Raw genomic sequence first — 24,302 nt, 5'->3', positions numbered from 1 at the left:
GGCATCTAAAGAAAGGTGCCTTTTGTTTTTTATTAACTTTTTAAATAATTAAAATGATAGCACTTTGATTTTAAAAATATTGAACAAAAATTAAATAACGCGTATCATAAATAGTGAGGTCGCGAAAGAAATATTTTTCAGTTAGAATAGAAATATAAGTTAAAAAGGAGAAGCAAATGAGCGAAGAAAAATACCGTGTTGAAAGTGACACTATTGGTCCTGTAAAAATTCCTAAGGACGCATTATGGGGACCCCAAACAGAAAGAAGTCGAAATAACTTTCCAAGTGGAGAACTCATGCCGCTGGCAATTATTCGTGCATTTTTAAACCTGAAAAAGGCTGCTGCTGAGTCAAATGTCGAAGTAGGCGATGAACCAGAAGAAAAAGGTGCAGCAATTGAAGATGCAGTTGATCATCTTTTACAATTAAATGATGAAGATTTGCGTAAAGATTTTCCACTTCACGTATTGCAAACAGGTTCTGGTACTCAAAGCAATATGAATGTTAATGAAGTTGTTGCCAATTTAGCTAATAAATTACACCCTGGCTTAAATATTTTGCCAAACGATGATGTTAACCGTGGTCAATCTTCTAATGACACTTATCCTACTGCAATGAATATCGTAGCTGTTGAAGCACTTGATAAGTTAGAGCCAGCTATTCAGCATTTAATTGACGAATTAAAGATTAAGCAAGATAAATACTGGAAGACTGTAAAAGTAGGACGTACGCACTTGCAAGATGCAACTCCAATTACCTTTGGTCAAGAAGTCTCTGGCTATATTTCTGCTCTGAAACATGACTTATTATACATTCAAGAGTTAAAACCTACTTTATATGAATTAGCAATTGGTGGTACGGCTGTTGGTACTGGACTGAATGCTGCTCCAGGTATGACAGAAAAAATTGTTGCTAAATTATCCGAAGTTTACGGTCATGAGTTCAAAGTTAAGACCAACAAATTCTGGGGCTTAGCTCATCATTCTGGTATTGATGTTGTTCATGGAGCATTAAAGACTCTAGCAGCAGATATGTTTAAAATTGCGCAAGATATTCGCTTCTTAGCTTCGGGTCCAAGAGCTGCTTATCATGAATTAAACATTCCTGCTAACGAACCAGGTTCTTCAATTATGCCTGGTAAAGTTAACCCAACTCAAGCTGAAGCAGTGACCATGGCTGCTGCTAAAGTTTTTGGTAATGATACAACAATCACTTTCGCTGCTTCACAAGGAAACTTCGAAATGAATGTCTTTAAGACAGTCATGATTGCTGCATTTTTAGATTCATGCGATATTTTGACAGGTACAATTGAAGGCTTTGCCGACAAGATGGTTGCTGGCTTAACAGTTAACTCAGAAAAGATGGATGAATTACTAGAAAATTCATTGATGACAGTTACTGCATTGTCACCTCATATTGGTTATCATGCTGCGGCTAAGATTGCACAAGCTGCAGATAAAGAAGGAACAACGCTTAAAGAAGCAGCTTTGAAGAGTGGCGAGTTAACAGAGGAACAATACGATCAATGGATGGATTACATGCAAATGACTAATATTGATCGAACAGAACCAGAAGATTAAATTTACAGGAGGAATTTGATGGCTAAATTTGTTTTTACACCCAATGATAGTTCTGAGATTGCCAATGAGTACGATGCTGTAATTATTGGCGCGGGTGGAGCAGGACTTACTGCTGCAATTCAAGCAAATGAATTAGGATTAAAAGTAGCCGTTTTTGAGAAAAACCCTGAACTTGGTGGTAACACTAATCGGGCTTCATCTGGAATGAATGCTTCTGAAAGTCTTGTTCAAATCAATGAAGGTATCATTGATAACAAAGAAGACTTTTATGAGGAAACGTTAAAGGGTGGGGGACGTTTGAACGATCCAGAACTACTTCGCTATTTTGTTGATCACTCAGCTTTAGCAATTGATTGGTTAAGTGATCATGGAATTGAATTAACTAATCTGACAATTACAGGAGGAATGAGTAAAAAGAGAGCTCATCGTCCCGCTTCAATGGCTCCAGTAGGTAATTATCTTGTATCAGGTGCGCTTGAACAGATTCAAAAAGAAAATATTCCTGTGTTTAACAATACTAAAGTGACGAAACTGATCCGTGCTGATAAGCAAAGAGTTACTGGTGTTGAAGTTGAAACACCTGCGGGTACTAAAACAGTAAATGCTAAGGCAATTTTACTAGCAAGTGGTGGTTTTGGTTCTTCTAAAGAACTTATCAAAAAGTATCGTCCTGATTTGGTTGATTTTAAAACTACTAATCAGCCTGGAGCAACAGGCGATGGCTTAAAACTAGCTGAAGAAGTTGATGCACAGCTTGAACAAATGGACTTTATTCAAGTTCATCCAACTGCACAGACCGATACTGATCACGTGTATTTAATTGGTGAAGGCTTACGTGGTGAAGGAGCAATTTTGGTTAATAAATCTGGTAAAAGGTTTGTTAACGAAATGAATACTAGAAAAATTGTTTCCAATGCAATAAATGATTTGCATGAAGGAGGAGCATATCTAATATTTGATCAAGGCATCAGAGAAAACTTTACTGCAGTCGAATTTTATGATCATGTTGGTCTGGTTAGCCATGGAAATACATTACAAGAAGTTGCGCAAGCAATTGATGTTGATGGTGATAATCTTCAGACAACTGTCGATACTTGGAATGATGCTATTAATCAAAAGAATGACGCTCAATTTGGTAGAACTACAGGAATGGATCGCTCAATTACAAAGGGACCTTTCTTTGCTATTCACATTAATCCTGCCATTCACTACACCATGGGCGGAATTCATATCACTCCGAAGACTGAGGTCTTAGATACTGACGGTAATGTGATTCCGGGCCTATATGCAGCTGGTGAAGTTTCTGGTGGGCTTCATGGAAATAATCGAATTGGTGGAAATTCAATTGCTGAAACAGTGATTTTTGGCCGCCAAGCGGGTATGCAGATGACTGATTACGTAAGAAATAATAAATAGTTTATTTAAACCAAAAAGTGCTTAGCCTAGTGCTAAGCATTTTTTACGAAGTTAGCTCTATACATCATATTTTGTAAAGAGCTATATAATACATATTTGAGAGGAATACAAGTTATGTCGAGAAAAGTTTTACTAGTTGGTGATGGAGCAGTCGGTTCAACTTTTGCCAACGACCTTTTGCAAAATACTCAAGTTGATGAATTAGTGATAACAGACGTGGTTAAAGAAAAAACAATTGGAGATGCAATGGATCTTGAGGATATTACTCCATTTGTTGGTTCATGTAATATTCATGCAGGCGAATATACTGATGCAAAGGATGCAGATGTTGTAGTTATTACAGCCGGTGTGCCACGAAAACCAGGTGAAACTAGGTTAGATTTAGTCAATAAGAATGTTAAGATTTTAAAGAGCATCGTTCAACCCATTGTGGAATCTGGTTTTGATGGTATATTTGTCGTTTCTGCGAATCCTGTTGATATATTGACCACCATAACGCAAAGACTTTCCGGTTTTCCTAAGAATAAAGTTATTGGTACAGGTACTTCACTAGACTCAGCTCGACTAAAAGTTGAGTTGGCAAAAAGACTGAATTTATCTGTCAAAGAAATTACTTCTATTGTGCTGGGAGAACATGGTGACACCTCATTTGAGAATTTTGACGAAACGGTTGTTGATGGTAAACCATTATCCAAATTTAGTGAACTGACTTCGTCAGATTTATGTAATATTGAAAGTTACATTCGTCAAAAAGGTGGGGAAATTATCAAAAACAAAGGGGCAACTTTTTATGGCATAGCAATGATGCTAGCGAAAATTGTTGGTGCTATTTTGGAAAATAAGGCAATTGTTTTACCTTTATCAGCGCCAATAAATGGTGAGTATGGTATTAAACATGATTTGTATTTGGGAACTCCTGCAGTGATTGATGGTACTGGAATTAGTAGCGTAATTGAAACCAAACTATCTGAAAGAGAATTAGCAAAAATGGTCGATTCTGCTGATAGAATGCAGAAAATTTTAGATGGTATTGAACTATACTAATACAGCTGATTATGAAACGTAAGTAAAAACTTTTAATGCAGGAAAATGATTAAAAGTTAAACAAAAAAGTGGGGACAAGCATCGCCTGTCCCCACTTTTGTTATAATGACTTGCTAAAAGGCTTCAACTAAAGCTTTTATTTTTACGTAAAACTTGTTCAGCGATTCCACTATTGGTTATCAGATGCGTAATCATGTCGCCTCTGAGTGCTCCAAGAAGTGCATCTTCTTTGAAATGATTTTTTACGATGATAAAACGATTAGGTACCTGCATTAAAGTATCTAAATTAATGCCGCAAATATGTGGTTCAATTGGTTTGTAAAAGTTACCATTAATGTCATAGGGACGACCGAAAACAATCCCTGCCACTTGATGACTATCAACATTTTGCAAGACGCTTTTAGCATAATTATCCATAAAAAACTCGTTAGAATCAAGAGATTGCATAGTTCCAAGGCTTGCACAGACCATGTCAAGTTGGTCAAACATTTCTTCGGCGTGGATATAAAATGGTTCTTTCTTTAATTCTGTTACTGTACTTGTATTAACAGAATAAAGTGGAGCAGGAAAAGTTAAACATTTAGCATTAAATTTGTCTGCAGCTTCCTGCACCAATTGATTTTTCCTTTTTCCTGCATTGACAGCTTGACCTAGGAGCTGCACGAATGTTAAATCCTCACGATTAACTTCAGAAAAGTCGTTAATAACATCGCGTAAAAGTGCGCCCCACGTTAAACCAACTACGTGCGCAGACTTTGTATAATTTTGAATTTGCTTTGCAGCATAGCTAACAATTACTTCATTATCTTGGTTTTTGGTTTCCAGATCTTCTAGGATGTAAACTTCCTTTAGATTGAATTGCTTTCGAAATTCACTTTCCAGTTTTTGCGATCTTTTTGGTGTTTGCGCGATACTAATTTTTACAATGCCCTTGTTTCTTGCGTCTTCAAGTGACTTTGTAATCAAATAACGCGATAAGTTATATTTCTCTGATATATCTGCAATATTCATTTGACTTAAAAAATAGTCATGTGCAATATTGGCAAGCTGGTCATCTGTTAATAATGTCATTTTTAGATTCCTCATCTTTGATCTTATTTTTAAATTATATTCGAAAAAAGCGCTTCATTCTAGATTAAAAACGGGATTTGGCTTAAAATAACAATTTAAAAAAATACATTTAATACTCTTATTTTCTATTCGAGTATATCACAGAAGGTTCCAGCGGTAATTTTTTGTAAATCATTTGGATTTAAAAAAACACTCCTGCCAATTTTTCCACTCGAAACCGCAATTTCCGTTTCTTTTTCCATACTTGAATCAAGAAAAATTGGAAAATGATGATTAAAATGGATTCCAATTGGCGTATTGGCACCGTGAACATAACCGGTAGTTTTCACAAGATCCTTTAAAGGAAGCAATTCGCATTTTTTGTTACCTGAATTTTTAGCTAGCTTTTTCATGCTTAAATGCTCAGTAACAGGAATAACCCCAACTAGAGGACCGGTCTTATTGCCTGAACAAACAAGTGTCTTATAGACCAAATGTTCATTCTCGTTTAAAATAGATGTATCCATTTGCGCTACACCACCAGAATCTTCGTGTGTAGCAAATTTTGCTGGACGATAAGATATATTGTTGCGTTCAAGTATTTTTTCTACTAACGTTTTTTCAATATTATTTTTCTTCTTAGACATAATTATCACCTTAGTTAAATATTAGCATTGATGAGGGTGGTTGAAAAAGGGAGTTTTGTCATGAAATTATTAGTTATAAAAATAGAAACAAGCCATGAAGTCGAAGATGCGCTTACTGTATTTAGTCAAGACGAATTGAAATGCCTAGGCACTGAAACACGTAAACGCTCTGATTTTGAAAATGCAGGTGAGCAGAGAGATTCAACCGTTGTACAACTTGATGAAATTGAAAATTTGCCTGAGGATTTAGAGTTCTTTTCATATTTTAATGAAGATGCGGACCGCGATAGTTTAATTGAAAGTTATCAAGCTAAATTAACGGAGTTAAAGTCTTATGGTTTAGACATAGGCTTAAATCAAATCAGTTCTTCTTATATTGAAGACAAAGACTGGAATACGGTTTGGCAAAAATTCTATCATGTAATCAATTTTTCGCGTCATTTGGCAATTGTTCCAGAATGGGAAAATTATCAACCAAAATTTCCTGATCAAAAATTAATCAATTTGGATCCAGGCTTGGCTTTTGGTACTGGCGGACATAAGACAACTCAGCTAGCAATGATGGGCCTAGAACGTGCGCTTATTGAGCCTAAGAGTGTGATTGATGTTGGAACTGGATCTGGAATTTTAGCAATTGCTGCTTCACTTCTTGGCGCAAACAAAGTTGAAGCAACAGACATTTCAGATGAGGCAGTTACATCAGCACAGACTAATATTGCACTTAATCACATAGGTAATATTGAGGTTAGAAAAGCAAGTTTATTAAAAGACGTCCATGGAAAATTTGATATTATCGTTGCTAATATTTTAGCGGAAATTTTGCTCGACTTAATCCCGCAACTAGATGAACATTTGAATGAAAATGGGCAAGTAATTTTTTCTGGGATTGATTATTTACAATTAGATAAAATCAAAGAAGCACTTATTAAAAGCGGCTTCCACATTGTTCTAACAATGCAACAGGATCGTTGGGTTGGATTGGTAATCGAGCGTATCGAAAAATAAAAGTTAAATTTAGATAAAAAGTACTATAATATTTAATTAAGTTAAGTAAGGAAAAAGAATTGATTGATAAATTAGAACAAATAGCACTAATTAAAAAAATGAATCAACATAAACCGATGCCGATTATTTGGTGGACATGTTTAGTACTTGTTTTGCCTCTCTTATGTAGTTTATTAAGAATTCAAACAATTTGGCGTGTAGGTTTATTATTTGGAGTTTTTAATTGCGCGGTCAGCTATCAAGTAGGAAAGTTAATTAAAACACTTACCCTGAAGCCATATTGGCTGCTTTTTTTACCGGTTTGTTTTTGTTTACTAGTATTATTAAAATATGCAAAATACAACCTGTTATTTGGACTAATTTATCTAATTTTTGAAGTCTTTGGCTTGATGGATAGACAAATCTATAAATAGAAGGGGCGGATTCGATGTCAAAATACGTTGAAATGACGCATGAGCAGGTAATTGATGCCTGTAAAAAATATCTCGATGATGAGCAGATTGCTTTTATCGAAGAGGCATATCAATTTGCAAAGAAAGCGCACGCAAACCAGAAACGTGCTTCTGGACAACCGTATATTGTCCATCCAACTCAGGTAGCTGGTACATTAGCTAATTTAGGTCTTGATCCAGATACAATCGCTGCAGGTTTTTTACATGACACTGTTGAAGATACAGATGTAACTAATGATGAATTAAAAGAAAAATTCGGAAAAGACGTTGCTTTTATTGTTGACGGTGTGACCAAGCTAAATAAATACGAGTACAAGTCTCACCAAGAGTTTTTAGCCGAAAACCACCGAAAGATGTTAATCGCAATGGCTAAAGATATTCGTGTAATTATGGTTAAACTAGCCGATCGTTTACACAATATGCATACGCTTGAGCATTTAAGACCTGATAAGCAACGGCGTATTGCTTCAGAAACGATGGACATTTATGCGCCACTTGCTGATCGTTTGGGTATTGGAACAATTAAATGGGAACTTGAAGACTTGAGTTTTCACTATTTAAATCCTAAGGAATATTACCGCATCGTTAATTTGATGAGTTTAAAGCGAAGTGAACGCGAAAACTATATCAATGATACGATAAATACCTTGAAAAGTAGTTTAGATAGCTTAGGAATCAAGTACGACATTCAAGGACGTCCAAAACATATTTATTCCATTTATAAAAAAATGGTTAATAAGCATAAGGATTTCAATGAAATCTATGACTTACTAGCTGTGCGCGTTATCGTGGATACTGTCAAAGATTGTTATGCTGTTCTGGGTGCAGTTCACACTAAATGGAAGCCAATGCCAGGACGCTTTAAAGACTACATTGCCGTACCTAAGGTTAACGGCTACCAGTCACTCCATACCACAATTATTGGGCCTGGTGGGCGTCCACTTGAAATTCAGATTAGAACTGAGCAAATGCATGAAGTTGCTGAATACGGTGTTGCCGCACACTGGGCATATAAACGTGGCAACTTTAACGGAGTTGAGCAAACCGATTCTAATGAAAAGCTTGACATGGTGCGTGAAATTCTTGAGCTTAAAGATGAAACTCAAGATGCCAGTGAATTCATGAAAAGCGTTAAGAGCGAGATTTTTTCTGATCGTGTTTATGTTTTCACACCAAAAGGTGAGGTATACGAATTACCAAAAGGTTCTGTAACTCTAGATTTTGCCTATGAAATCCACACTCAAGTTGGTAGTCATGCTGTTGGCGCTAAGGTTAACGGCAAACTTGTTCCACTTGATTACAAGTTGAAAAACGGCGACGTCATTGACATCATGACTCAGTCCAATGCCAGCCCTTCACGTGACTGGATTGATCTTGTAAAAACATCTCGTGCACGTAATAAGATTAGACGCTACTTTAGAAACCTTGACCGTGAAAATAGCATAGAACAAGGCGAGCAAATGGTAGCCGACAATTTGCGTGAGCAAGGTTTTGCCCCTAAAGAATTTATGGATAAGGAACATATCGATAAATTATTGGAAGACATGAACTATCACACGGTCGATGAAATGTACGCTTCTATTGGATTTGGTGATCTTTCGGCAATCAGTGTCGTCAACCGGTTGACTGCTGATATACGGCATGAAAATGAGCGAAAACGACAAAAAGAGCTTGAAGAAGAAATTTTAAATTCCGGTCAAAAGGCAGTTTCAGAGTCAAATGCCAAAAATAGTTCTGCGACAATGAAAATCAAGCATAAAAATGGTGTGATGATTCAAGGAATCAGTGACCTAATGCTTCATTTAGCCAAATGCTGTAATCCGGTTCCAGGAGACGACATAGTTGGTTACGTTACTAAAGGACGTGGAGTTACTATCCACCGAAGTGATTGTCGCAACATTGCAAATAATAAAGATAGTCAAGGGCGCCTAATTGAAGTTGAATGGGAAAACGTAGAAGAAAGTAGCGCACAATCATTTAACGCAAATATTGAAGTTTTTGGCTATAATCGCAGCAAATTACTTAGTGATGTGATTACGATGCTAAACTCATTGACTCCAAATATTAATAATCTTTCTGGTAAAGTGAATGAGGACAACATTGCCCATATTTATGCTACAGTTGCGGTTAATAACTCAGCTAAGTTAGATCGTATTTTAGCCAAATTACGCGACATTCCAGATGTTTATGAAACTAGAAGGGCAGATAATTAATGCGAGTTGTAATTCAAAGAGTTAATCATGCAGATGTTAAAATTGACGGAGAATCCGTTGGTAAAATTGAAAAAGGTCTTCTTTTACTCGTTGGCCTAAAAGAAGGAGATAACCTAGAAACAGTCAAAAAAGCAGCTGCTAAAATCTCTAAAATGCGTATTTTTGAAGATGAGAATGGCAAAACAAATTTAGGCATTAACGACGTTGACGGTAAAATTTTGAGTGTTAGTCAATTTACTTTACTTGCGGATACCAAAAAAGGAAATCGTCCGAGCTTTATTGAAGCTATGCGACCGCCAAAATCCAAAGAACTTTGGGAAGCTTTTAACCAAGAACTTGAAGATAATGGTTTAGAAGTTGCAACCGGAGAATTTGGTGCAGATATGAAAGTAAGCCTTGAAAACGATGGTCCGTTTACTATTGTTTTAGATTTATAAGAAGTTCAACCTAAATCTAGTTGACATTTTTACAGCAAAAATATATTCTTAAAAAAGAATTATCAATGACAAAGACTGAAGATTAGCATTTTTATTGACAGAGACCGTGGATTGAGCTGAAAAAACGGATAAAAGCTAACTGTGACCCCTTTACCAGATAATAAATCGTTTCGCGAGCGTTATTCGCAGCAGGTAAAAGGTGGTACCGTGCTAACTCAGAGCGCCCTTGATTTTATTCAAGGGCGCTTTTTTTATTAGAAGGATGATTAAATGAAAGTACAAAAGCCGAAAGGAACAGTTGATATTCTACCAGACCAATCTGGTTCTTGGGAAAAAGTAGAACAAATCCTGCGTGATTTTTTTAAACAGGCAAATTACCGTGAAATTCGTACACCTAGTTTTGAAAACTACGAAGTTTTTTCTCGTTCGAGTGGTGAAACTTCCGATGTAGTTGAAAAAGAAATGTATGACTTTAATGATAAAGGTGGGAGACATATTGCCTTAAGGCCAGAGGGAACTGCCGGTGTAGTTAGAGCTTACGTCGAAGATAAGCTTTATGCACCCGAGGTTGTTAAACCGCTTAATGTTTACTATATTGAGTCAACATTCCGCTATGAACGACCACAAGCAGGACGTCAGCGCGAGTTTCATCAAATTGGTATTGAAAGCTTTGGCTCCGACAATCCATTGGCAGATGTCGAAACAATTGTATTAGCTCATGATTTGCTAGCTAAATTAGGTGTGAAGAATTATGAATTGCACCTTAACACACTAGGCAATGAAGAAGTTCGTCAAAATTATCACGATGCTCTTGTTAACTACTTTGAACCATTAAGAGATCAATTATCTGATGATTCAAAAAGAAGATTGGAGAAAAACCCTCTTAGAATTCTAGATTCAAAAGATGAGCAAGATCAACAATTTTTGGATGACGCTCCTAAGATCATCGACTATCTCAACGATGAGGCAAAGGAAAACTTTGACAAAATTCTGGCAATGCTGGATCAGTTAGACATCAAGTATGTAATTGATAATGATCTAGTACGTGGGCTTGATTATTATACTGGCGTGATTTTTGAATTCATGGTTGAGGACAAGAGTATTTGGCAATCTAAATCAACAATTTTGGGTGGCGGTCGCTATAACCACCTAGTTGAAGAATTCGATGGCCCTGCTACACCAGCTGTTGGTTTTGGTATAGGCGAAGAGAGACTAATGCTTGTACTTCAAAAGCAAAATCCAGCACTATTTACTGATGAAGGAATTGACTTTTTCATTACTAATATTGGTGAAGGGACTGAAATTAAGACAGTAGAAATTGCACGTGCACTACGCAAGCAAGGCTTTAAAGTGCAATACGATGTTGACCAAAAGAAGCTTAAAGCTCAATTTAAAAAAGCTGATCGAGTTCACGCTAAATATGTAATTACCCTTGGCGAAAAGGAAGTTGAAAACGAAACTTTGAATATTAAACGCCTACAAGATGGTAAAACACTAGATTTAAAGTTTAGTGATATTGAGAACATGCAAGAAAATATAGCAAAATTAAAGGACTAATATAAATAATGGAAAAAAGAACAAATTATTGTGGCAACATTACCGCTGACTATTTAAACCAAGAAGTTAATCTTTATGGCTGGGTTCAACGCGTTCGGAACTTGGGTAACCTTGTTTTCATTGATTTACGTGATCGGGAAGGAATTGTTCAAGTTGTTGTTAACCATGATTCTGGTAAAGAATTAATGGAAGCAGCAGACTCACTTGGTAACGAATACGTTATTCAAGTTAAGGGTAAAGTGGTTAAGCGCTCCAGTGTTAATCCCGAAATGAAAACTGGTGAAGTTGAAGTTGATGCCAGTGAAATCATTGTTTTAAACAAGTCACAAAACCCACCATTTGAAATTAAGGATAATATTGAAGTAAGCGAACAAACTAGATTAAAGTATCGTTACTTAGATTTGCGTCGTCCTAACTTACAATCAGCAATTATTTTGCGGGCAAAAATCTTACAAGCTACCCATGAGTATTTCGATCAAAACGGATTTATTAATATTGAGACTCCTGTATTAGGTAAGTCTTCTCCTGAAGGGGCACGTGATTATTTAGTTCCTTCACGAATTTATCCTGGAAGTTTTTACGCTCTACCTCAATCACCACAATTATTCAAGCAACTATTAATGGGTGCAGGTTTTGATAAGTATTACCAACTAGCAAGATGTTTCCGTGACGAAGATTTACGAGGAGATCGTCAACCTGAATTTACCCAAATTGATATGGAAACTTCATTTACTGATGAGCAACAAGTACAGGATTATACTGAGGGCTTGCTCAAAAAGATCATGAAAGATGTTATGGGAATTGATTTGAAGACTCCAATTGACCGTATTTCATGGACTGACGCAATGAATAATTATGGTACTGATAAACCTGACATTCGCTTTGATATGTTAATTCATGATTTAAGTCCTATTTTTAAAGATAGTGATTTTAAGGTCTTTTCAGGTGCAATCGCTGATGGCGGCTTTGTTAAGGGAATAGCTGTTAAAAATGGTGCGCAGGCATATTCGCGTAAGCAAATTGAAAAGAAACAAGATTACATCAAACGCTTCCATGCTAAAGGTCTAGCTTGGGTTAAATTTGAAGATGGCGAATTTTCTGGTCCAATTGCACGCTTCTTGAATGATGAAAATCAGAGTGCACTAATTAAGGAATTTGGCCTTGAAGGTGGAGAGCTTCTTGTCTTCGTAGCTGATAAGTGGAAGGTTTGTTGTGACTCACTTGACCACTTGCGTCGTGAGTTTGCTAAAGAAACAGATATTATTCCTAAGCATGAATTTGATTTTGTCTGGGTGGTTGACTGGCCATTATTTGAATATGATGAAGGAATTGGTAGATGGATTGCTGCTCACCATCCATTTACGATGCCTGACGATGAGGGTATTGAACTACTTGATACGGATCCACATAAGGCACATGCGCGTAGTTACGATATCGTAATGAATGGTGATGAACTTGGCGGTGGTTCAATCCGTATCCATAAGCGTTCAATCCAAGAAAAAATGTTTAAAGCACTGGGCTTTACTAAGAAGCGTGCCTATGAACAATTTGGCTACTTACTTGAAGCCCTAGACATGGGATTTCCTCCACATGCTGGTTTAGCAATTGGATTAGATCGTTTTGCAATGCTCCTTGCCGAAAAAGATAATATTCGTGATGTACTTGCTTTCCCTAAGAATGCAAATGCCTCTGAACCAATGATGCATGCACCGGCACCTGTAGCCGAACAGCAGTTAACTGACTTAGGTGTTAAGGTAGAAGATCAGTACCGTGAAGCTGCTGCCCAAATTGATGCCAAGCTGCAAGAACAGGCAATGAAAGACTATGCATCTCATTCAACTTGGGAAGAATAAAGATTAATGAAAAGCATGAAAATGTACTTCATGCTTTTTTGTTACTTAAAAAAAGGAGGATTAGATTAATGACTGAAAAATATCATCGTGCATTTGGCTGTTACGGTATTATTGGTAATAAAAAGGACTTAGTTGTAATAAAGAAATTAGGAGGGCCTTATATTAATCGCTATGACTTACCCGGTGGTAGTCTTGAAAATGGGGAAGAATTAAACCATGCCCTTGTTCGTGAGGTGAAAGAAGAAACGGGACTTAGTGTTTTAGATTTTCACCAAATTGGAGTAACTTCATTCAGATATCCATGAGATTACGAAAAATGGCATTTCAATCAACATATTTGTGTTTTTTATGAAGTAACTAAAACTGATGGTAGTTTAGCAGCAGAAGTTGACCAGTTTGAAGGTCAAGATGCATTGGGTGCAGTCAGAGTGAGTCTAGATCAGCTTAACTTGGAAAACTCTTCGCCATTAGTATTGAAGGCTAAAGAATATTTACTTAAAAGAAATTCGTTTAGTCTAGCAGATCAAACATTTAAAAAATGGCCAATACTTAAAAAAGCTGTTTTTTAAAGCACAAAAAAATCAACTTGCTAATGCAGTGATCCCCAAAATTTAGGACAAATTTAATTTGCATTTTTTATTCCTTAATAAGCATGCCTTTTTCACCTAATTTTACTTGTACTGAAATCAAGAAATCTTGTGTTTGCAACAATATATAATTATTAAACCAAAATAAACTATAAATTGCGGACTATTTAACAAAATGATAAAATTTTTTATATGAATTATTTAGAGAGAATACAGGACATACTGAGTTGTGAGTCAGCAGAAGAAGATATTTATTCATCCTGCTACAAAGATTCTAATTAGATGGTCTTTCTAAGAATATCATAGTTGATTATGTCGATAGTGGACCGGAAGTTTTTAATCTTTTTGGTAACTATAAATACTATATTGCAAGTGTTATAACAAAAATATCCGAATTAAAAATAGAGGTAAAACAACTATGAAAATAAATAAAGTTTTAGTCACAGGTGGAACAGGATATATAGGCTCCCATACAGTTTTAAGACTGTTGGAAAGTGGTTATGAAGTTACAGTTATAGATAATTTGAGCAACTCTAGTGTTGAAGTATTAGATAGTATTAAAAAACTAACGAAAAAAACTGCAAAGTTTTATAGAATTGATTTGTTAAATAAAGCAGAGCTAGAAAATGTATTTGCTGAAAATAAATTCGATGCAGTAATTCATCTTGCTGCATACAAAGCCGTTGGTGAGTCAGTAAAAAATCCTTTAATGTATTATGATAATAACTTGATTAGTACATTGAATGTATTGAGCGTAATGAAAGAATTTAATATCAATAATTTTGTATTTGCTTCATCAGCAACTGTATATGGAGACCCTAATAAAATTCCTATTACAGAAGATGAAGCGATAAAGCCTGAAAGCCCTTATGCTAATACCAAGGCTATAATTGAAAGTATTATGAAAGATTTGTCAAAAGAAAAACTAAATTCAATTAGTTTACGCTTTTTCAATCCTTTAGGTGCTCATCCGAGTGGAGAAATTGGGGAAGAGCCTAGTGGAATTCCAAAAAATTTAGCTCCTTTTATTGCTCAAGTTGCTATTGGAAAAATTGAAAAATTGAAAGTATTTGGAAATGATTATCCTACCAAAGATGGCACTTGTATTAGAGACTATTTGCATGTAATGGATTTAGCGGAAGCCTTTGTGTGTGCACTTCGAAAATTAGATGAATCTCCTAATGGTTATGAGGTTTTCAATATAGGCAGTGGGTCAGGATATAGCGTATTTGATATTGTTCATGCGTTTGAAAAGTGTACTGGTAAAAAAATAAACTATGAAATTATCGGAAGAAGACCAGGGGATGTTCCAGAGTTAAGAGCTGATTCTAAAAAAGCCAATCATTTATTAAAGTGGCAGCAAACAAAGAATTTAGATGAAATGTGTAGAGACACATGGAAATGGCAATCAAGCCATCCTAATGGCTATGAAAGTAAATAACTATGATTGAATCAAATGTAGATTTTGATGATTTAAAATGGTAAAGTAACAAAATAAAAACTGTGAATTGACACCTTATCCTTTATGAATAGCGGAAATGGACAGAATGTCTCTAGCAAATAGGGGGTATTTTGTAACATATCCAAAATTTAATACGTCTGTTAAATTTTGGATTGTTATTTCCTATAATGACTTAAAAAATGCCGCAAGAATTTGATATATTTCTAAATCTAAGACAAGCTTAATATTATAAATGAAGACTAACACCTGATATTCAGATTGTGTTAGTCTTTTTAGTTTTATCTTAAATCCCTAATTACTTTTAAAGATGACGAAGAAAACGCTTGCTAGCTCGTTATCTTGCTCAAAACGACCATTTTCCTAATTGATTAATCCTTCACTTTTGTACTTTTGTTATGAGGCGTTACATTTTTGAGTTTAACATCATGATATCCATTTTCACAGCTCAATTAGCCAACGCTTAGGGGATTTCTCTATGAATCGCTGTGTGGTTTGATTGATGTTATCATAATAAGTCGCTCCTCAAGGTCACCAGAATTAAAATTAATCAACAATCAAGCTAAAAGGACTAACTTCGATTGAATATCGTAGTTAGTCCTCAGTTAACAGCTAATATAAAATGTCCTAATTTAGGGTTCACATCAATAGCAAGTTGCTTTTTTCTTACTTCAAATTATCTAAGAAAGCTAAAGCGGCGCTGTAATTTGGCTCATTAGTCATTTCTTGAATCAGTTCTTGATAGATAACTTCTTGATTGCCATCAACAATCCAGATGCTTCTAGAATCAACACCAGCTGACTCAATGTATAATCCCATCTTCTTACCAAAGTCAAGCTGTTCATCTGATAGTAGCTCCATTTTAGCAACACCTTCAGCAGCACACCAGTCTTTTTGTTCTTCAGGAGTATTAGTAGAAACAGTATAGAAGTCAATGCCTTCATACTTATCTACTTCACCATTAAAGCGCTTGGTTGAAATACTGCAGACACTAGTGTTAATGTTTGGCACAACACTAATCAAAGTTGGCTTAGTAATTAAATCAGCCATCTTAACTACTGATCCATCAGCCTTTTTAACTTCAAAATCAGGTAACTTTTCACCAACAACAGGTGGTTGACCATTAGTAGTTAATGGCTCATTTTTTCTTGTGATTTTCATTAATAAATCTCCCTTATATAAATAACATAACACCACTTATTTTAACTCAAAAAAGAGGAGATACCCAAACAATAAGTTTATTCTTTATCTAGAACGTCGTCCACATAGTTGGTAATTCTGTCAACTGCTGTTCGCAGATGTTCTTCAGAAGAGGCATAGGAGAGACGAACATAGCCTTCGCCGCCTTCACCAAAATAGCTTCCCGGAACAACACCAACTTTTGCTTTATTTGCCAAATCAGTTGCAAACGCGACATCATCTGAACCAAAATGTTCAGGAATTTTGGCAAAAATGTAGAAAGCACCTTCAGGTGTTGCCATTGTAAAGCCATTTTTTTCAAGACCCGTTTGAATGATGTGAAGACGCTTTTCGTAAATTACGCGTGCTTCTTCATAGTCTTGCTCACCATCTTCTAATGCTTTGGCAGCTGCAATCTGTACGTTATCTGTTACAGAAGTAATTAAGAAGGAACTTACTTTAACAACTGTCTTCATAATTTCGGCTGGACCAGCAATATAGCCAATTCTCCAACCAGTCATTGCAAAGCTTTTTGATAAACCAGAGAGTATAAGAGTACGTTCTGGAATAATTTGCGAAAGTGAATAGTGCTTCTTGTCGTTATAGGTTAATTCCGCATATATTTCGTCACTAAGTGCAAACAAATTGTAGTCTGTAATAACCTTAGCCAACTGCTCAAGTTCTTCTTTATCATATACTCGACCAGTTGGATTTGAGGGATCAGTAATAACTATTGCCTTAGCACCTTTGCCCTCATTTTCCATTACTTGCTTTAAATGCTTAGCCGTCAAAATGAAATTATCTTCTGAAGTTTCAACTTCAACCGGAATACCACCAGCCATTTTAATAATTCCAAAATAAACGCCCCAAACGGGTGTTGGAACAATTACCTTGTCGCCAGGGTTAAGTACGGACATCAATGCAACATTCAGTGCTGCTGTAACTCCGACAGTAGCACAAATTTCATTATCTGGATTATAGTAAACACCTAGACTATCATCCAAATATCTACTTACAGCGTTTAAATACTCTTTCTTACCAGCCTCAGGTGCATAGTGTGAGTCATCACTTTTTATATCTTCAATCGCGGCTCGTTTTATGCGTTCGGGTGTTTGAAGATCTGGCTCACCGACAGTCAGTTTAATAATTCCTGGAATCTGTGAAATTTTATTGCTGAAGGCACGAATTTCTGATTTTGGAATTTCATTAATCTTTTTGTTAATTGTATTGGATAAACTTTTTGCTAAAGTTGGCATAAAAACGAACCTTTCTTAATTTTTTTATTCAGATACAATTATAACCTAGTATCGTTCGAGGAAAAGTATAAATTAACATTAATTTATTAAGCTTTATGACTGGTTATTAAAAGAAACTTTGTTATAGTTGATTTAGAAGGTGAAAAAATGGATCAAGAAAAGAAAAACGAAAGACTAAAAAACCTGTCAAAAGACCAATTTGAAGTTACTCAACACGCCGCAACTGATTATCCTTTTAAGGGCAAGTACGATGATTTCTATCAAAAGGGCATTTACGTTGATGTCGTTTCCGGAGAACCTCTGTTTTCTAGTGAAGATAAATATGATGCTGGCTGTGGTTGGCCAAGTTTTACAAAGCCAATAAAAAAATTAGTTTACAATCGCGATCAGTCGCTAGGTATGGAACGTACAGAAGTAAAGAGTCCAGACGCTGACTCCCATTTAGGACACGTATTCAATGATGGGCCAGTCGACCAAGGTGGTTTGAGGTACTGCATTAATTCATCGGCTTTAACTTTCATTCCATATGATGAACTTGAAGAAAATGGTTACGGTGAATACAAGAGGCTTTTTGACTAAAAAGGCAATAAAAAACTGCATTTCAATTATTGAAGTGCAGTTTTTAGTTTAAACAATTTCTTGTTCCTTAAAGCTACCATATACTTTTTCTACTTCAGTGACACTCATGAAAGCATAGGGATCACTTTTCTTAACGATTTGTAAAACGTCGTACATATCGTAACGATCAATGACTGTAATCAAAACTTTTTTCTCAATATGACTATAGGCTCCTTCAACATCATGAAAAATTGTGATCCCACGGTGCATCTTTTCCTGAATACCATCAATAATTGCCTGAGGCTGATCAGTGACAATTGTAACTTGCAATTTTTGATGTTGGGTATAAATTGCATCTATTACTCGTCCGTTGATAAAAATTGTCAAAGCAGAATATAAGGCGCGATTCCAACCAAAAGCAAAGCCCGCCGCAGCAATAATAATCAAATTGATCATAATGCTAACCTTACCATAGCTTGCACCGGTTTTTTTCCGAATCACAATGCCAATAATATCTAATCCACCAGTTGAAATTCCGTTCTTTAGTGCAAATCCGGTTCCCATACCATTGATCATGCCACCAAAAAGTGCACAAACTAATGGGTCAACATGCATATCTATTGGATGAATTACACGCATCATAATCGAGCCCAAGATGACTGTGATTATTGTAAACAAGGTGAATTTATGACCTATTTTAAGCCATGCAATTAAAAGTAATGGCAAGTTTAACGCAAAGTACATTACAGACGTTGATAAAGTGAAAGGTAAAAAACGTGAACTCAGCGTATTAATCAACTGTGCAAAACCGGTAATTCCCGATGAATACATGTGGCCAGGCTGCCAAAAGAAATTTAAGGCAATCGCAACTGCTAATGAATAGAAAAAAGAAGCGGAGATTTTGGAAAGTAGGCTGTAACGCCTATTGAAAGTATCTAGTTTGTCCATTAAATTTTGAGTCCTCTATAGTTTATTTCATAATCTGGCAACATCAATTCAGTCATAATATCAGTTTCAGCAATTAATTTTAACAAAAAAGCAACCAGGTTTTAGACTGATTGCTTGATAAATGCAAAATTGCTTTTAGCTTAAGCTCACTGAACTTTATCTAAACCGTTGCACTTTATACTAACACTATTATTACTTGAAATAATCTCAATTTCTAAGATTTTAAAATTAATCTTGCCAATGTTCTTTTATAAAGGCATCACGACCACCGGATTCTTCTAGTTGGTATCTAAGTGGATCTTTTTTATAAAAGTCTTGGTGATATTCTTCAGCTGGGTAAAAGGGACTAGCCGGTTCAATACTTGTGACAATCGGATCAGAAAATTTATTACTATTTTGTAAATCGGCCTTGGATTTTTCAGCTGCCTCTTTTTGCGCAGGAGAATTATAAAAAATTACCGGACGATAATTATCACCACGATCTTGAAATTGACCGGAAGCATCAGTAGGATCAGTTACTTGCCAATAGTATTGTAGTAATTGATCATATGGCATAATTTCAGGATCAAAGGTAATCTCTACCGCTTCAGTATGTCCAGTTGTTCCAGAGCAAACTTCCTCATATGTTGGATTAGCAACGTGGCCACCAGTATAGCCAGAAACAACTTTTTTGATTCCAGGTAAGGAGTCGAATGGCTTTACCATACACCAAAAGCAACCACCAGCAAATATTGCTGTATCAAAGCCATGATTATCAGATTGTTTGTTAGTCATATGTCCACACTTTCTTTTTGAAAAGCACTTAAATCGATAATTAGACTAATTGTATTTCAAGGAGCAATAGTCCGCAACCAATACGGTTTAGGTAAGAATTCAAAATAGCTTCAATATTAATTAGTCTTCGATACCCAAGTGGTCTAAAATTAAAGCAGCAGTTTCTTCTATTGAACGATGAGCAACATTGATGACAAAGCAGCCCAATTTGTCGTAGAGCTTTTGAGCAGAGTCAAGCTCAGCCTTAATCGCATCAGTATTTGAATAAGTGGTATCTGGGTTTAAGCCATAAGAAATCATTCGTTGACGTCTAATTTCGTTTAGAACAGATAAATCATTTGTGAGACCGATGATTTTCTTTGGATCCACCTGATATATTTCCTTAGGAATATGAGTGTCAGGAACTAAAGGAAGATTAGCAACTTTCAAATTTTTATTTGCTAAGAACAGGGAAAGTGGGGTTTTGGAGGTTCTTGAAACGCCCAATAGCACAACGTCAGCTTCCAAAAATCCTTTCGGATCTTTACCATCATCGTACATAACTGCAAATTCCATCGCAGAAATACGATCAAAGTATTTTTGATTCATTTTATGTTGCGCACCAACTTTCATTTGTGGACGAAGTCCAGTAACCTTTTGGATTGCTTCGACAGCAGGGGAAAGAATATCGATGCTCTCAATATGATGTTCACGTACAAACCTAATAACTGGAATCTGCATTTCGTCTTTTACTAAACTGTAGATGAGAATTAGATTTGGATATTGCTCAATTTCTTTAAATGTTTCTTCAAGCTTTTCCTTGCTAATAATAAATGGGTATCTACGATAGTTGATTTCTGCATCAGGGAATTGGGCTGCAGCAGCAACTGCATTATTAAACGCTGTATCTCCCGCAGAATCGGAAATAATTACTATGTTAACTTCTTTTTTTGGTGTATTTTCAGCCATTATTTGCTCCTTTTTTATTTTAATTATACATTTTAATAAAAATCTTTTACAGATTTAGTAGAAAAAAATAAGAAATCGCAAAAAATATTGCTCTTTTGTATTGACCGTGGAGGATGGTTTGATATAATTGATGTAAATGTATGGCGGTAACGTCAAGAAATGGAAGGAGGGATCACATATGGCCAAGACAGTCGTTCACGAAAACGAGTCTATTGATGATGCTCTTCGTCGTTTCAAACGTTCCGTTTCAAGAAGTGGTACTTTGCAAGAATACCGTAAACGTGAGTTTTATGAAAAACCTAGTGTCCGCAGAAAGCTGAAATCTGAAGCAGCTCGGAAGCGTAAGCATTATTAATAACCAAAAACTTCTATCAAGCTGATAGAAGTTTTTTTGTGCCACAAATACTAGTTTTATTGCTAATTTGCTAATCATTACTTATAGAATTTGGTATAATTTAGCTATACTTTTTAGAAAGAGGGAGTTTACTTTGAGTTTATCTGAACAAATAATGTCTGACATGAAAGAAGCAATGAAATCTCGCGATAAGATTAAATTGAATACCGTAAGAATGATTAAGTCTGCTTTAATGAACGAAAAGATTAAGGTTGGTCATGATCTTACCCCAGATGAAGAACTAACAGTTCTCAACCGTGAGAAAAAACAACGTGAAGAATCAATCGAAGACTTTACAAAAGCTAAACGTGAAGATTTAGCTGAAGATACTAAGAAAGAACTTGCTGTTGTTGAAAGCTATATGCCAAAACAACTTTCAAAAGAAGAACTTGAGGACCTTGTTACTGAATCAATTAAAGAAGCAGGTGCAACAAGTAAATCTGAATTTGGCAAAGTAATGAAAGTGCTCATGCCAAAAATTAAGGGTAAAGCTGATGGTAAAGTAGCTTCTGACGCAGTTCGCAATCACCTTAACTAAAGAAAAGGAGCAATTATTTGGCTCAAACTACTTTTATTCCTAAAAATGCTGAAAATATTCAAAAACTTGTAGGGGTTAATGATAGAAACTTAAGCATACTGGGCGAAGGATACGATGCAACAATTGTTGATACCGGAAATCAAATCGTGATTGAAGGCAATGACGATAGTATTAAAAAGACGCTGGCTGTTTTGAAAGCTCTTGACAACATTGTTAGTGCTAATATTAATATTAGTGCTCCAGATGTTGTTAGTGCAATGAAAATGGCTGAAAAAGGCACAATTGAGTATTTCCCTGATCTTTACAAACAAATTCTAATTCGTGATGCTAAAGGTAAACCGATTAGAATCAAAAATATGGGACAGAAACAATATGTTGAAGCGATTGAAAAGAATGACGTTGTTTTTGGTATCGGCCCAGCTGGTACTGGAAAGACTTTTTTGGCAGTTGTTTGCGCAGTAGCAGCTTTTAAAAAGGGTGAAGTATCTAAGATTGTTCTTACTAGACCTGCCGTTGAAGCAGGGGAATCACTTGGCTTTTTGCCTGGTGATTTGAAAGAAAAAGTTGACCCGTATTTGCATCCAATCTATGATTCTCTCTACTCAATTTTGGGAACAAACACAACAGATCATTTAATGGAGCGCGGAGTAATAGAAGTTGCACCTTTGGCCTATATGCGTGGCCGTACACTGGATGATGCTTTTGTAATTTTAGATGAAGCACAAAACACGACTGACGCACAAATGAAAATGTTTCTAACTAGACTTGGCTTTAATTCAAAAGTGATTGTTAACGGTGATATGACGCAAGTCGATTTACCCGGTCGGCAACGTAGTGGCTTAATTGATGCGCAACATATCTTAAAGAATATTAATCAAATTAAGTTTATTCATTTCTCAGCTAATGACGTTGTAAGACATCCAGTTGTTGCTAAAATTATCAGTGCGTATGAAAAGGAAGAAGAAAAACATTGATTACACCAATCGATATTACCTATAACGATGAGGTTGGCTTTTTAAAAGATAGTAAAGAAAATTGGGAAGATTGGATTTCTAAACTTTTATTACTTGCTAAAAAGGAAATTGGCAAAAACACCAATTTGGAAATGAGTATTAATTTTGTTGATGAGGAACGTAGTCAAGAAATTAATAAAAAATATCGTGGAAAAGATCGCCCAACTGATGTAATTTCATTTGCTATTGAAGATGGTGGCGATAATTTGGATTTGGCTATTTTCAGCGACGATCCTGAATTTCGCGAAGACATCGGTGATCTTTTTATGTGTCCTAGTGTAATCAAGCGTCATAGTGAAGAATATGGCACGGGCTGGAATCGTGAATTTGGCTATACACTTGTTCATGGTTTCTTACATCTTAATGGTTTTGACCACATCGATCCAGCGGAAGCAAAAGAAATGTTTGGCATTCAGGGCAAAGTTTTGGAAACTTATGGCTTGCCATTATACCCTGATCAATTGGATGAAGGCAGAGGTAAATAATGTCTCAAGAAACAAAAAATAAATCAGGTTTTGTGGCCCTAGTTGGGCGACCAAACGTTGGCAAATCGACTTTGATGAACTTTTTAGTTGGTCAAAAAGTGGCAATTACTTCTAATAAGCCGCAAACAACCAGAAACAAGATCTCCGGTATATATACTACAGACGATATGCAGGTTGTCTTTGTTGATACACCAGGAATTTTTAAGCCACATTTAGAACTTGACGACTATATGGATAAGGCAAGTCTTTCAAGCCTAAAAGATGTCGACTTAATCTTGTTTATGGTGGAACCAGAAAAAATGGGGCGCGGTGATGAGTATATTATCGAACAGCTTAAAAAAGTAAATGTTCCGATCCTTTTACTTATCAACAAGGTTGATCAAGTTAATCCTAATGAACTTTTGCCAATAATTGATGAGTATCACAAGCTTGATGTATTCAAAGAGTTTTTACCAATATCTGCTACTCAAGGCATTGGAATTGCTGACTTAATCGAAGTATTGCGTGAATATTTGCCTGAAGGACCAGATTATTATGATCCTGAACAAATTACAGATCGCCCAGAGTACTTCATGGTTGCTGAACTGATTCGGGAGCAGATCTTAAAATTGACTGCTGAAGAAGTTCCGCATGCTGCAGCTGTTTGGGTTGAACGAATGAATCAACATGAAAATAACAAGCTACAAATTGAAGCAACAATTTATGTTGAAAAAAGTGGACAAAAAGGCATCATTATTGGTAAGGGTGGTGCCATGTTAAAACAGATAGGCATTAAATCTCGCAAACAAATTGAAGAACTCCTAGGTGAAAAAGTTAATCTTAAGCTATGGGTAAAAGTTCAGCGAAACTGGCGCTCTGATCCAAGATTTTTGAAGCAAATCGGTTATAATTCCAAGGATCTTTCATAAA

General features: G+C 35.9%; 23 protein-coding genes and 1 pseudogene. 17 read left to right on the top strand and 7 right to left on the bottom strand.

Going from position 1 to position 24,302, the window contains the following annotated elements; translation table 11 throughout:
* Window positions 1–176 precede the first annotated feature (176 nt).
* The 3 genes from DKL56_RS04255 (at window position 177) to DKL56_RS04245 (ending at window position 4,040) form a co-directional block, all read left to right on the top strand.
* On the top strand, window positions 177–1,580 hold the full coding sequence (locus DKL56_RS04255) for a class II fumarate hydratase (RefSeq protein ID WP_109715528.1): 1,404 nt from the start codon (window positions 177–179) through the stop codon (window positions 1,578–1,580).
* Window positions 1,581–1,598: 18 nt separating this feature from the next.
* Window positions 1,599–2,996, top strand: a complete 1,398-nt coding sequence (locus DKL56_RS04250) for a flavocytochrome c (RefSeq protein ID WP_109715527.1) — start codon at window positions 1,599–1,601, stop codon at window positions 2,994–2,996.
* A 114-nt stretch (window positions 2,997–3,110) separates the two neighbouring features.
* Window positions 3,111–4,040 (top strand): L-lactate dehydrogenase, encoded by a 930-nt coding sequence (locus DKL56_RS04245; protein WP_109715526.1) that lies wholly within the window; start codon window positions 3,111–3,113, stop codon window positions 4,038–4,040.
* Between the two features lie 123 nt (window positions 4,041–4,163).
* Here DKL56_RS04245 and DKL56_RS04240 read toward each other — a convergent pair whose 3' ends face one another.
* Together DKL56_RS04240 and DKL56_RS04235 are read right to left on the bottom strand one after the other, a co-directional pair.
* Window positions 4,164–5,111: a sugar-binding transcriptional regulator gene (locus tag DKL56_RS04240; protein ID WP_109715525.1), complete on the bottom strand. Its 948-nt coding sequence runs from the start codon at window positions 5,109–5,111 to the stop codon at window positions 4,164–4,166.
* Between the two features lie 125 nt (window positions 5,112–5,236).
* Window positions 5,237–5,737, bottom strand: a complete 501-nt coding sequence (locus DKL56_RS04235; protein ID WP_046306970.1) for an aminoacyl-tRNA deacylase — start codon at window positions 5,735–5,737, stop codon at window positions 5,237–5,239.
* A gap of 60 nt (window positions 5,738–5,797) precedes the next feature.
* Between DKL56_RS04235 and prmA the strand changes: the two genes are divergently transcribed.
* The 8 genes and pseudogenes from prmA to galE all read left to right on the top strand — a co-directional run bounded on the left by prmA (window position 5,798) and on the right by galE (window position 15,282).
* Entirely contained in the window at window positions 5,798–6,742 is a 945-nt protein-coding gene (prmA, locus tag DKL56_RS04230; RefSeq protein WP_109715524.1) for a 50S ribosomal protein L11 methyltransferase, read from the top strand.
* Between the two features lie 59 nt (window positions 6,743–6,801).
* Window positions 6,802–7,155, top strand: a complete 354-nt coding sequence (locus DKL56_RS04225; protein ID WP_239440567.1) for a hypothetical protein — start codon at window positions 6,802–6,804, stop codon at window positions 7,153–7,155.
* 14 nt (window positions 7,156–7,169) lie between these two features.
* A complete protein-coding gene (locus DKL56_RS04220; protein ID WP_046306966.1) occupies window positions 7,170–9,407 on the top strand; it encodes a RelA/SpoT family protein in 2,238 nt (745 codons plus the stop codon).
* Window positions 9,407–9,844: a D-aminoacyl-tRNA deacylase gene (dtd, locus tag DKL56_RS04215; protein WP_109715523.1), complete on the top strand. Its 438-nt coding sequence runs from the start codon at window positions 9,407–9,409 to the stop codon at window positions 9,842–9,844. The genes DKL56_RS04220 and dtd overlap by 1 nt, the downstream gene beginning before the upstream one ends.
* A 270-nt stretch (window positions 9,845–10,114) precedes the next feature.
* Window positions 10,115–11,401 carry a histidine--tRNA ligase gene (hisS, locus tag DKL56_RS04210; RefSeq protein ID WP_109715522.1) on the top strand — a complete coding sequence of 429 codons (1,287 nt, stop codon included), beginning with the start codon at window positions 10,115–10,117 and terminating at the stop codon, window positions 11,399–11,401.
* A gap of 8 nt (window positions 11,402–11,409) precedes the next feature.
* Window positions 11,410–13,254 (top strand): aspartate--tRNA ligase, encoded by a 1,845-nt coding sequence (gene aspS, locus DKL56_RS04205; RefSeq protein WP_109715521.1) that lies wholly within the window; start codon window positions 11,410–11,412, stop codon window positions 13,252–13,254.
* Between the two features lie 68 nt (window positions 13,255–13,322).
* A pseudogene (locus DKL56_RS04200) lies at window positions 13,323–13,823 on the top strand (NUDIX hydrolase).
* A gap of 442 nt (window positions 13,824–14,265) precedes the next feature.
* Window positions 14,266–15,282: a UDP-glucose 4-epimerase GalE gene (gene galE, locus DKL56_RS04195; RefSeq protein WP_442570785.1), complete on the top strand. Its 1,017-nt coding sequence runs from the start codon at window positions 14,266–14,268 to the stop codon at window positions 15,280–15,282.
* Window positions 15,283–15,966: 684 nt separating this feature from the next.
* On the opposite strand, the gene tpx is transcribed toward galE, so the two are convergent.
* Entirely contained in the window at window positions 15,967–16,461 is a 495-nt protein-coding gene (gene tpx, locus DKL56_RS04190) for a thiol peroxidase (RefSeq protein WP_074425299.1), read from the bottom strand.
* Window positions 16,462–16,538: 77 nt separating this feature from the next.
* The gene (locus DKL56_RS04185; RefSeq protein ID WP_109715520.1) at window positions 16,539–17,735 is read right to left on the bottom strand and encodes an aminotransferase class I/II-fold pyridoxal phosphate-dependent enzyme; all 1,197 of its coding nucleotides are present in this window, start codon (window positions 17,733–17,735) and stop codon (window positions 16,539–16,541) included.
* 147 nt (window positions 17,736–17,882) lie between these two features.
* On the opposite strand from DKL56_RS04185, the gene msrB reads away from it, so the two are divergent.
* Window positions 17,883–18,314, top strand: coding sequence for a peptide-methionine (R)-S-oxide reductase MsrB (gene msrB / locus DKL56_RS04180; RefSeq protein WP_074425301.1), 432 nt, complete (start codon window positions 17,883–17,885; stop codon window positions 18,312–18,314).
* Between the two features lie 48 nt (window positions 18,315–18,362).
* Here the strand turns inward: msrB and DKL56_RS04175 are convergent, their stop codons facing one another.
* The 3 genes from DKL56_RS04175 to DKL56_RS04165 all read right to left on the bottom strand — a co-directional run bounded on the left by DKL56_RS04175 (window position 18,363) and on the right by DKL56_RS04165 (window position 20,963).
* Window positions 18,363–19,241, bottom strand: coding sequence for a YitT family protein (locus tag DKL56_RS04175; protein ID WP_074425302.1), 879 nt, complete (start codon window positions 19,239–19,241; stop codon window positions 18,363–18,365).
* A 228-nt stretch (window positions 19,242–19,469) separates the two neighbouring features.
* Window positions 19,470–20,015, bottom strand: a complete 546-nt coding sequence (gene msrA, locus DKL56_RS04170) for a peptide-methionine (S)-S-oxide reductase MsrA (protein WP_074425303.1) — start codon at window positions 20,013–20,015, stop codon at window positions 19,470–19,472.
* A 120-nt stretch (window positions 20,016–20,135) separates the two neighbouring features.
* A complete protein-coding gene (locus tag DKL56_RS04165) occupies window positions 20,136–20,963 on the bottom strand; it encodes a pyruvate, water dikinase regulatory protein (RefSeq protein WP_046306951.1) in 828 nt (275 codons plus the stop codon).
* A gap of 178 nt (window positions 20,964–21,141) precedes the next feature.
* On the opposite strand from DKL56_RS04165, the gene rpsU reads away from it, so the two are divergent.
* From rpsU to era, 5 genes are all read left to right on the top strand, one after another.
* The gene (gene rpsU / locus DKL56_RS04160) at window positions 21,142–21,318 is read left to right on the top strand and encodes a 30S ribosomal protein S21 (RefSeq protein ID WP_046306945.1); all 177 of its coding nucleotides are present in this window, start codon (window positions 21,142–21,144) and stop codon (window positions 21,316–21,318) included.
* A gap of 133 nt (window positions 21,319–21,451) precedes the next feature.
* On the top strand, window positions 21,452–21,895 hold the full coding sequence (locus DKL56_RS04155) for a GatB/YqeY domain-containing protein (RefSeq protein WP_046306943.1): 444 nt from the start codon (window positions 21,452–21,454) through the stop codon (window positions 21,893–21,895).
* 17 nt (window positions 21,896–21,912) lie between these two features.
* Window positions 21,913–22,869, top strand: coding sequence for a PhoH family protein (locus tag DKL56_RS04150; protein ID WP_109715519.1), 957 nt, complete (start codon window positions 21,913–21,915; stop codon window positions 22,867–22,869).
* On the top strand, window positions 22,869–23,393 hold the full coding sequence (gene ybeY / locus DKL56_RS04145) for an rRNA maturation RNase YbeY (protein ID WP_109716037.1): 525 nt from the start codon (window positions 22,869–22,871) through the stop codon (window positions 23,391–23,393). The genes DKL56_RS04150 and ybeY overlap by 1 nt, the downstream gene beginning before the upstream one ends.
* Entirely contained in the window at window positions 23,393–24,301 is a 909-nt protein-coding gene (gene era / locus DKL56_RS04140; protein ID WP_074425305.1) for a GTPase Era, read from the top strand. Before ybeY ends, era begins: the two co-directional genes overlap by 1 nt.
* The last annotated feature ends 1 nt before the right edge of the window (window position 24,302 follow it).

The organism is Lactobacillus apis (assembly GCF_003150935.1).
Classification (GTDB): domain Bacteria; phylum Bacillota; class Bacilli; order Lactobacillales; family Lactobacillaceae; genus Lactobacillus; species Lactobacillus apis.
This window is presented reverse-complemented; position numbering and strand designations above follow the sequence as displayed.

Bases quoted from the DNA above. Each gene is read 5' to 3' on its own strand.
- DKL56_RS04250 (WP_109715527.1), top strand. From the start codon at position 1,599: ATGGCTAAATTTGTTTTTACACCCAATGATAGTTCTGAGATTGCCAAT.
- DKL56_RS04220 (WP_046306966.1), top strand. From the start codon at position 7,170: ATGTCAAAATACGTTGAAATGACGCATGAGCAGGTAATTGATGCCTGT.
- aspS (WP_109715521.1), top strand. From the start codon at position 11,410: ATGGAAAAAAGAACAAATTATTGTGGCAACATTACCGCTGACTATTTA.
- rpsU (WP_046306945.1), top strand. From the start codon at position 21,142: ATGGCCAAGACAGTCGTTCACGAAAACGAGTCTATTGATGATGCTCTT.
- DKL56_RS04245 (WP_109715526.1), top strand. From the start codon at position 3,111: ATGTCGAGAAAAGTTTTACTAGTTGGTGATGGAGCAGTCGGTTCAACT.
- msrA (WP_074425303.1), bottom strand. From the start codon at position 20,015: ATGACTAACAAACAATCTGATAATCATGGCTTTGATACAGCAATATTT.
- DKL56_RS04185 (WP_109715520.1), bottom strand. From the start codon at position 17,735: ATGCCAACTTTAGCAAAAAGTTTATCCAATACAATTAACAAAAAGATT.
- DKL56_RS04235 (WP_046306970.1), bottom strand. From the start codon at position 5,737: ATGTCTAAGAAGAAAAATAATATTGAAAAAACGTTAGTAGAAAAAATA.
- msrB (WP_074425301.1), top strand. From the start codon at position 17,883: ATGGATCAAGAAAAGAAAAACGAAAGACTAAAAAACCTGTCAAAAGAC.
- DKL56_RS04175 (WP_074425302.1), bottom strand. From the start codon at position 19,241: ATGGACAAACTAGATACTTTCAATAGGCGTTACAGCCTACTTTCCAAA.
- DKL56_RS04165 (WP_046306951.1), bottom strand. From the start codon at position 20,963: ATGGCTGAAAATACACCAAAAAAAGAAGTTAACATAGTAATTATTTCC.
- DKL56_RS04240 (WP_109715525.1), bottom strand. From the start codon at position 5,111: ATGACATTATTAACAGATGACCAGCTTGCCAATATTGCACATGACTAT.
- dtd (WP_109715523.1), top strand. From the start codon at position 9,407: ATGCGAGTTGTAATTCAAAGAGTTAATCATGCAGATGTTAAAATTGAC.
- hisS (WP_109715522.1), top strand. From the start codon at position 10,115: ATGAAAGTACAAAAGCCGAAAGGAACAGTTGATATTCTACCAGACCAA.
- tpx (WP_074425299.1), bottom strand. From the start codon at position 16,461: ATGAAAATCACAAGAAAAAATGAGCCATTAACTACTAATGGTCAACCA.
- era (WP_074425305.1), top strand. From the start codon at position 23,393: ATGTCTCAAGAAACAAAAAATAAATCAGGTTTTGTGGCCCTAGTTGGG.
- prmA (WP_109715524.1), top strand. From the start codon at position 5,798: ATGAAATTATTAGTTATAAAAATAGAAACAAGCCATGAAGTCGAAGAT.
- DKL56_RS04255 (WP_109715528.1), top strand. From the start codon at position 177: ATGAGCGAAGAAAAATACCGTGTTGAAAGTGACACTATTGGTCCTGTA.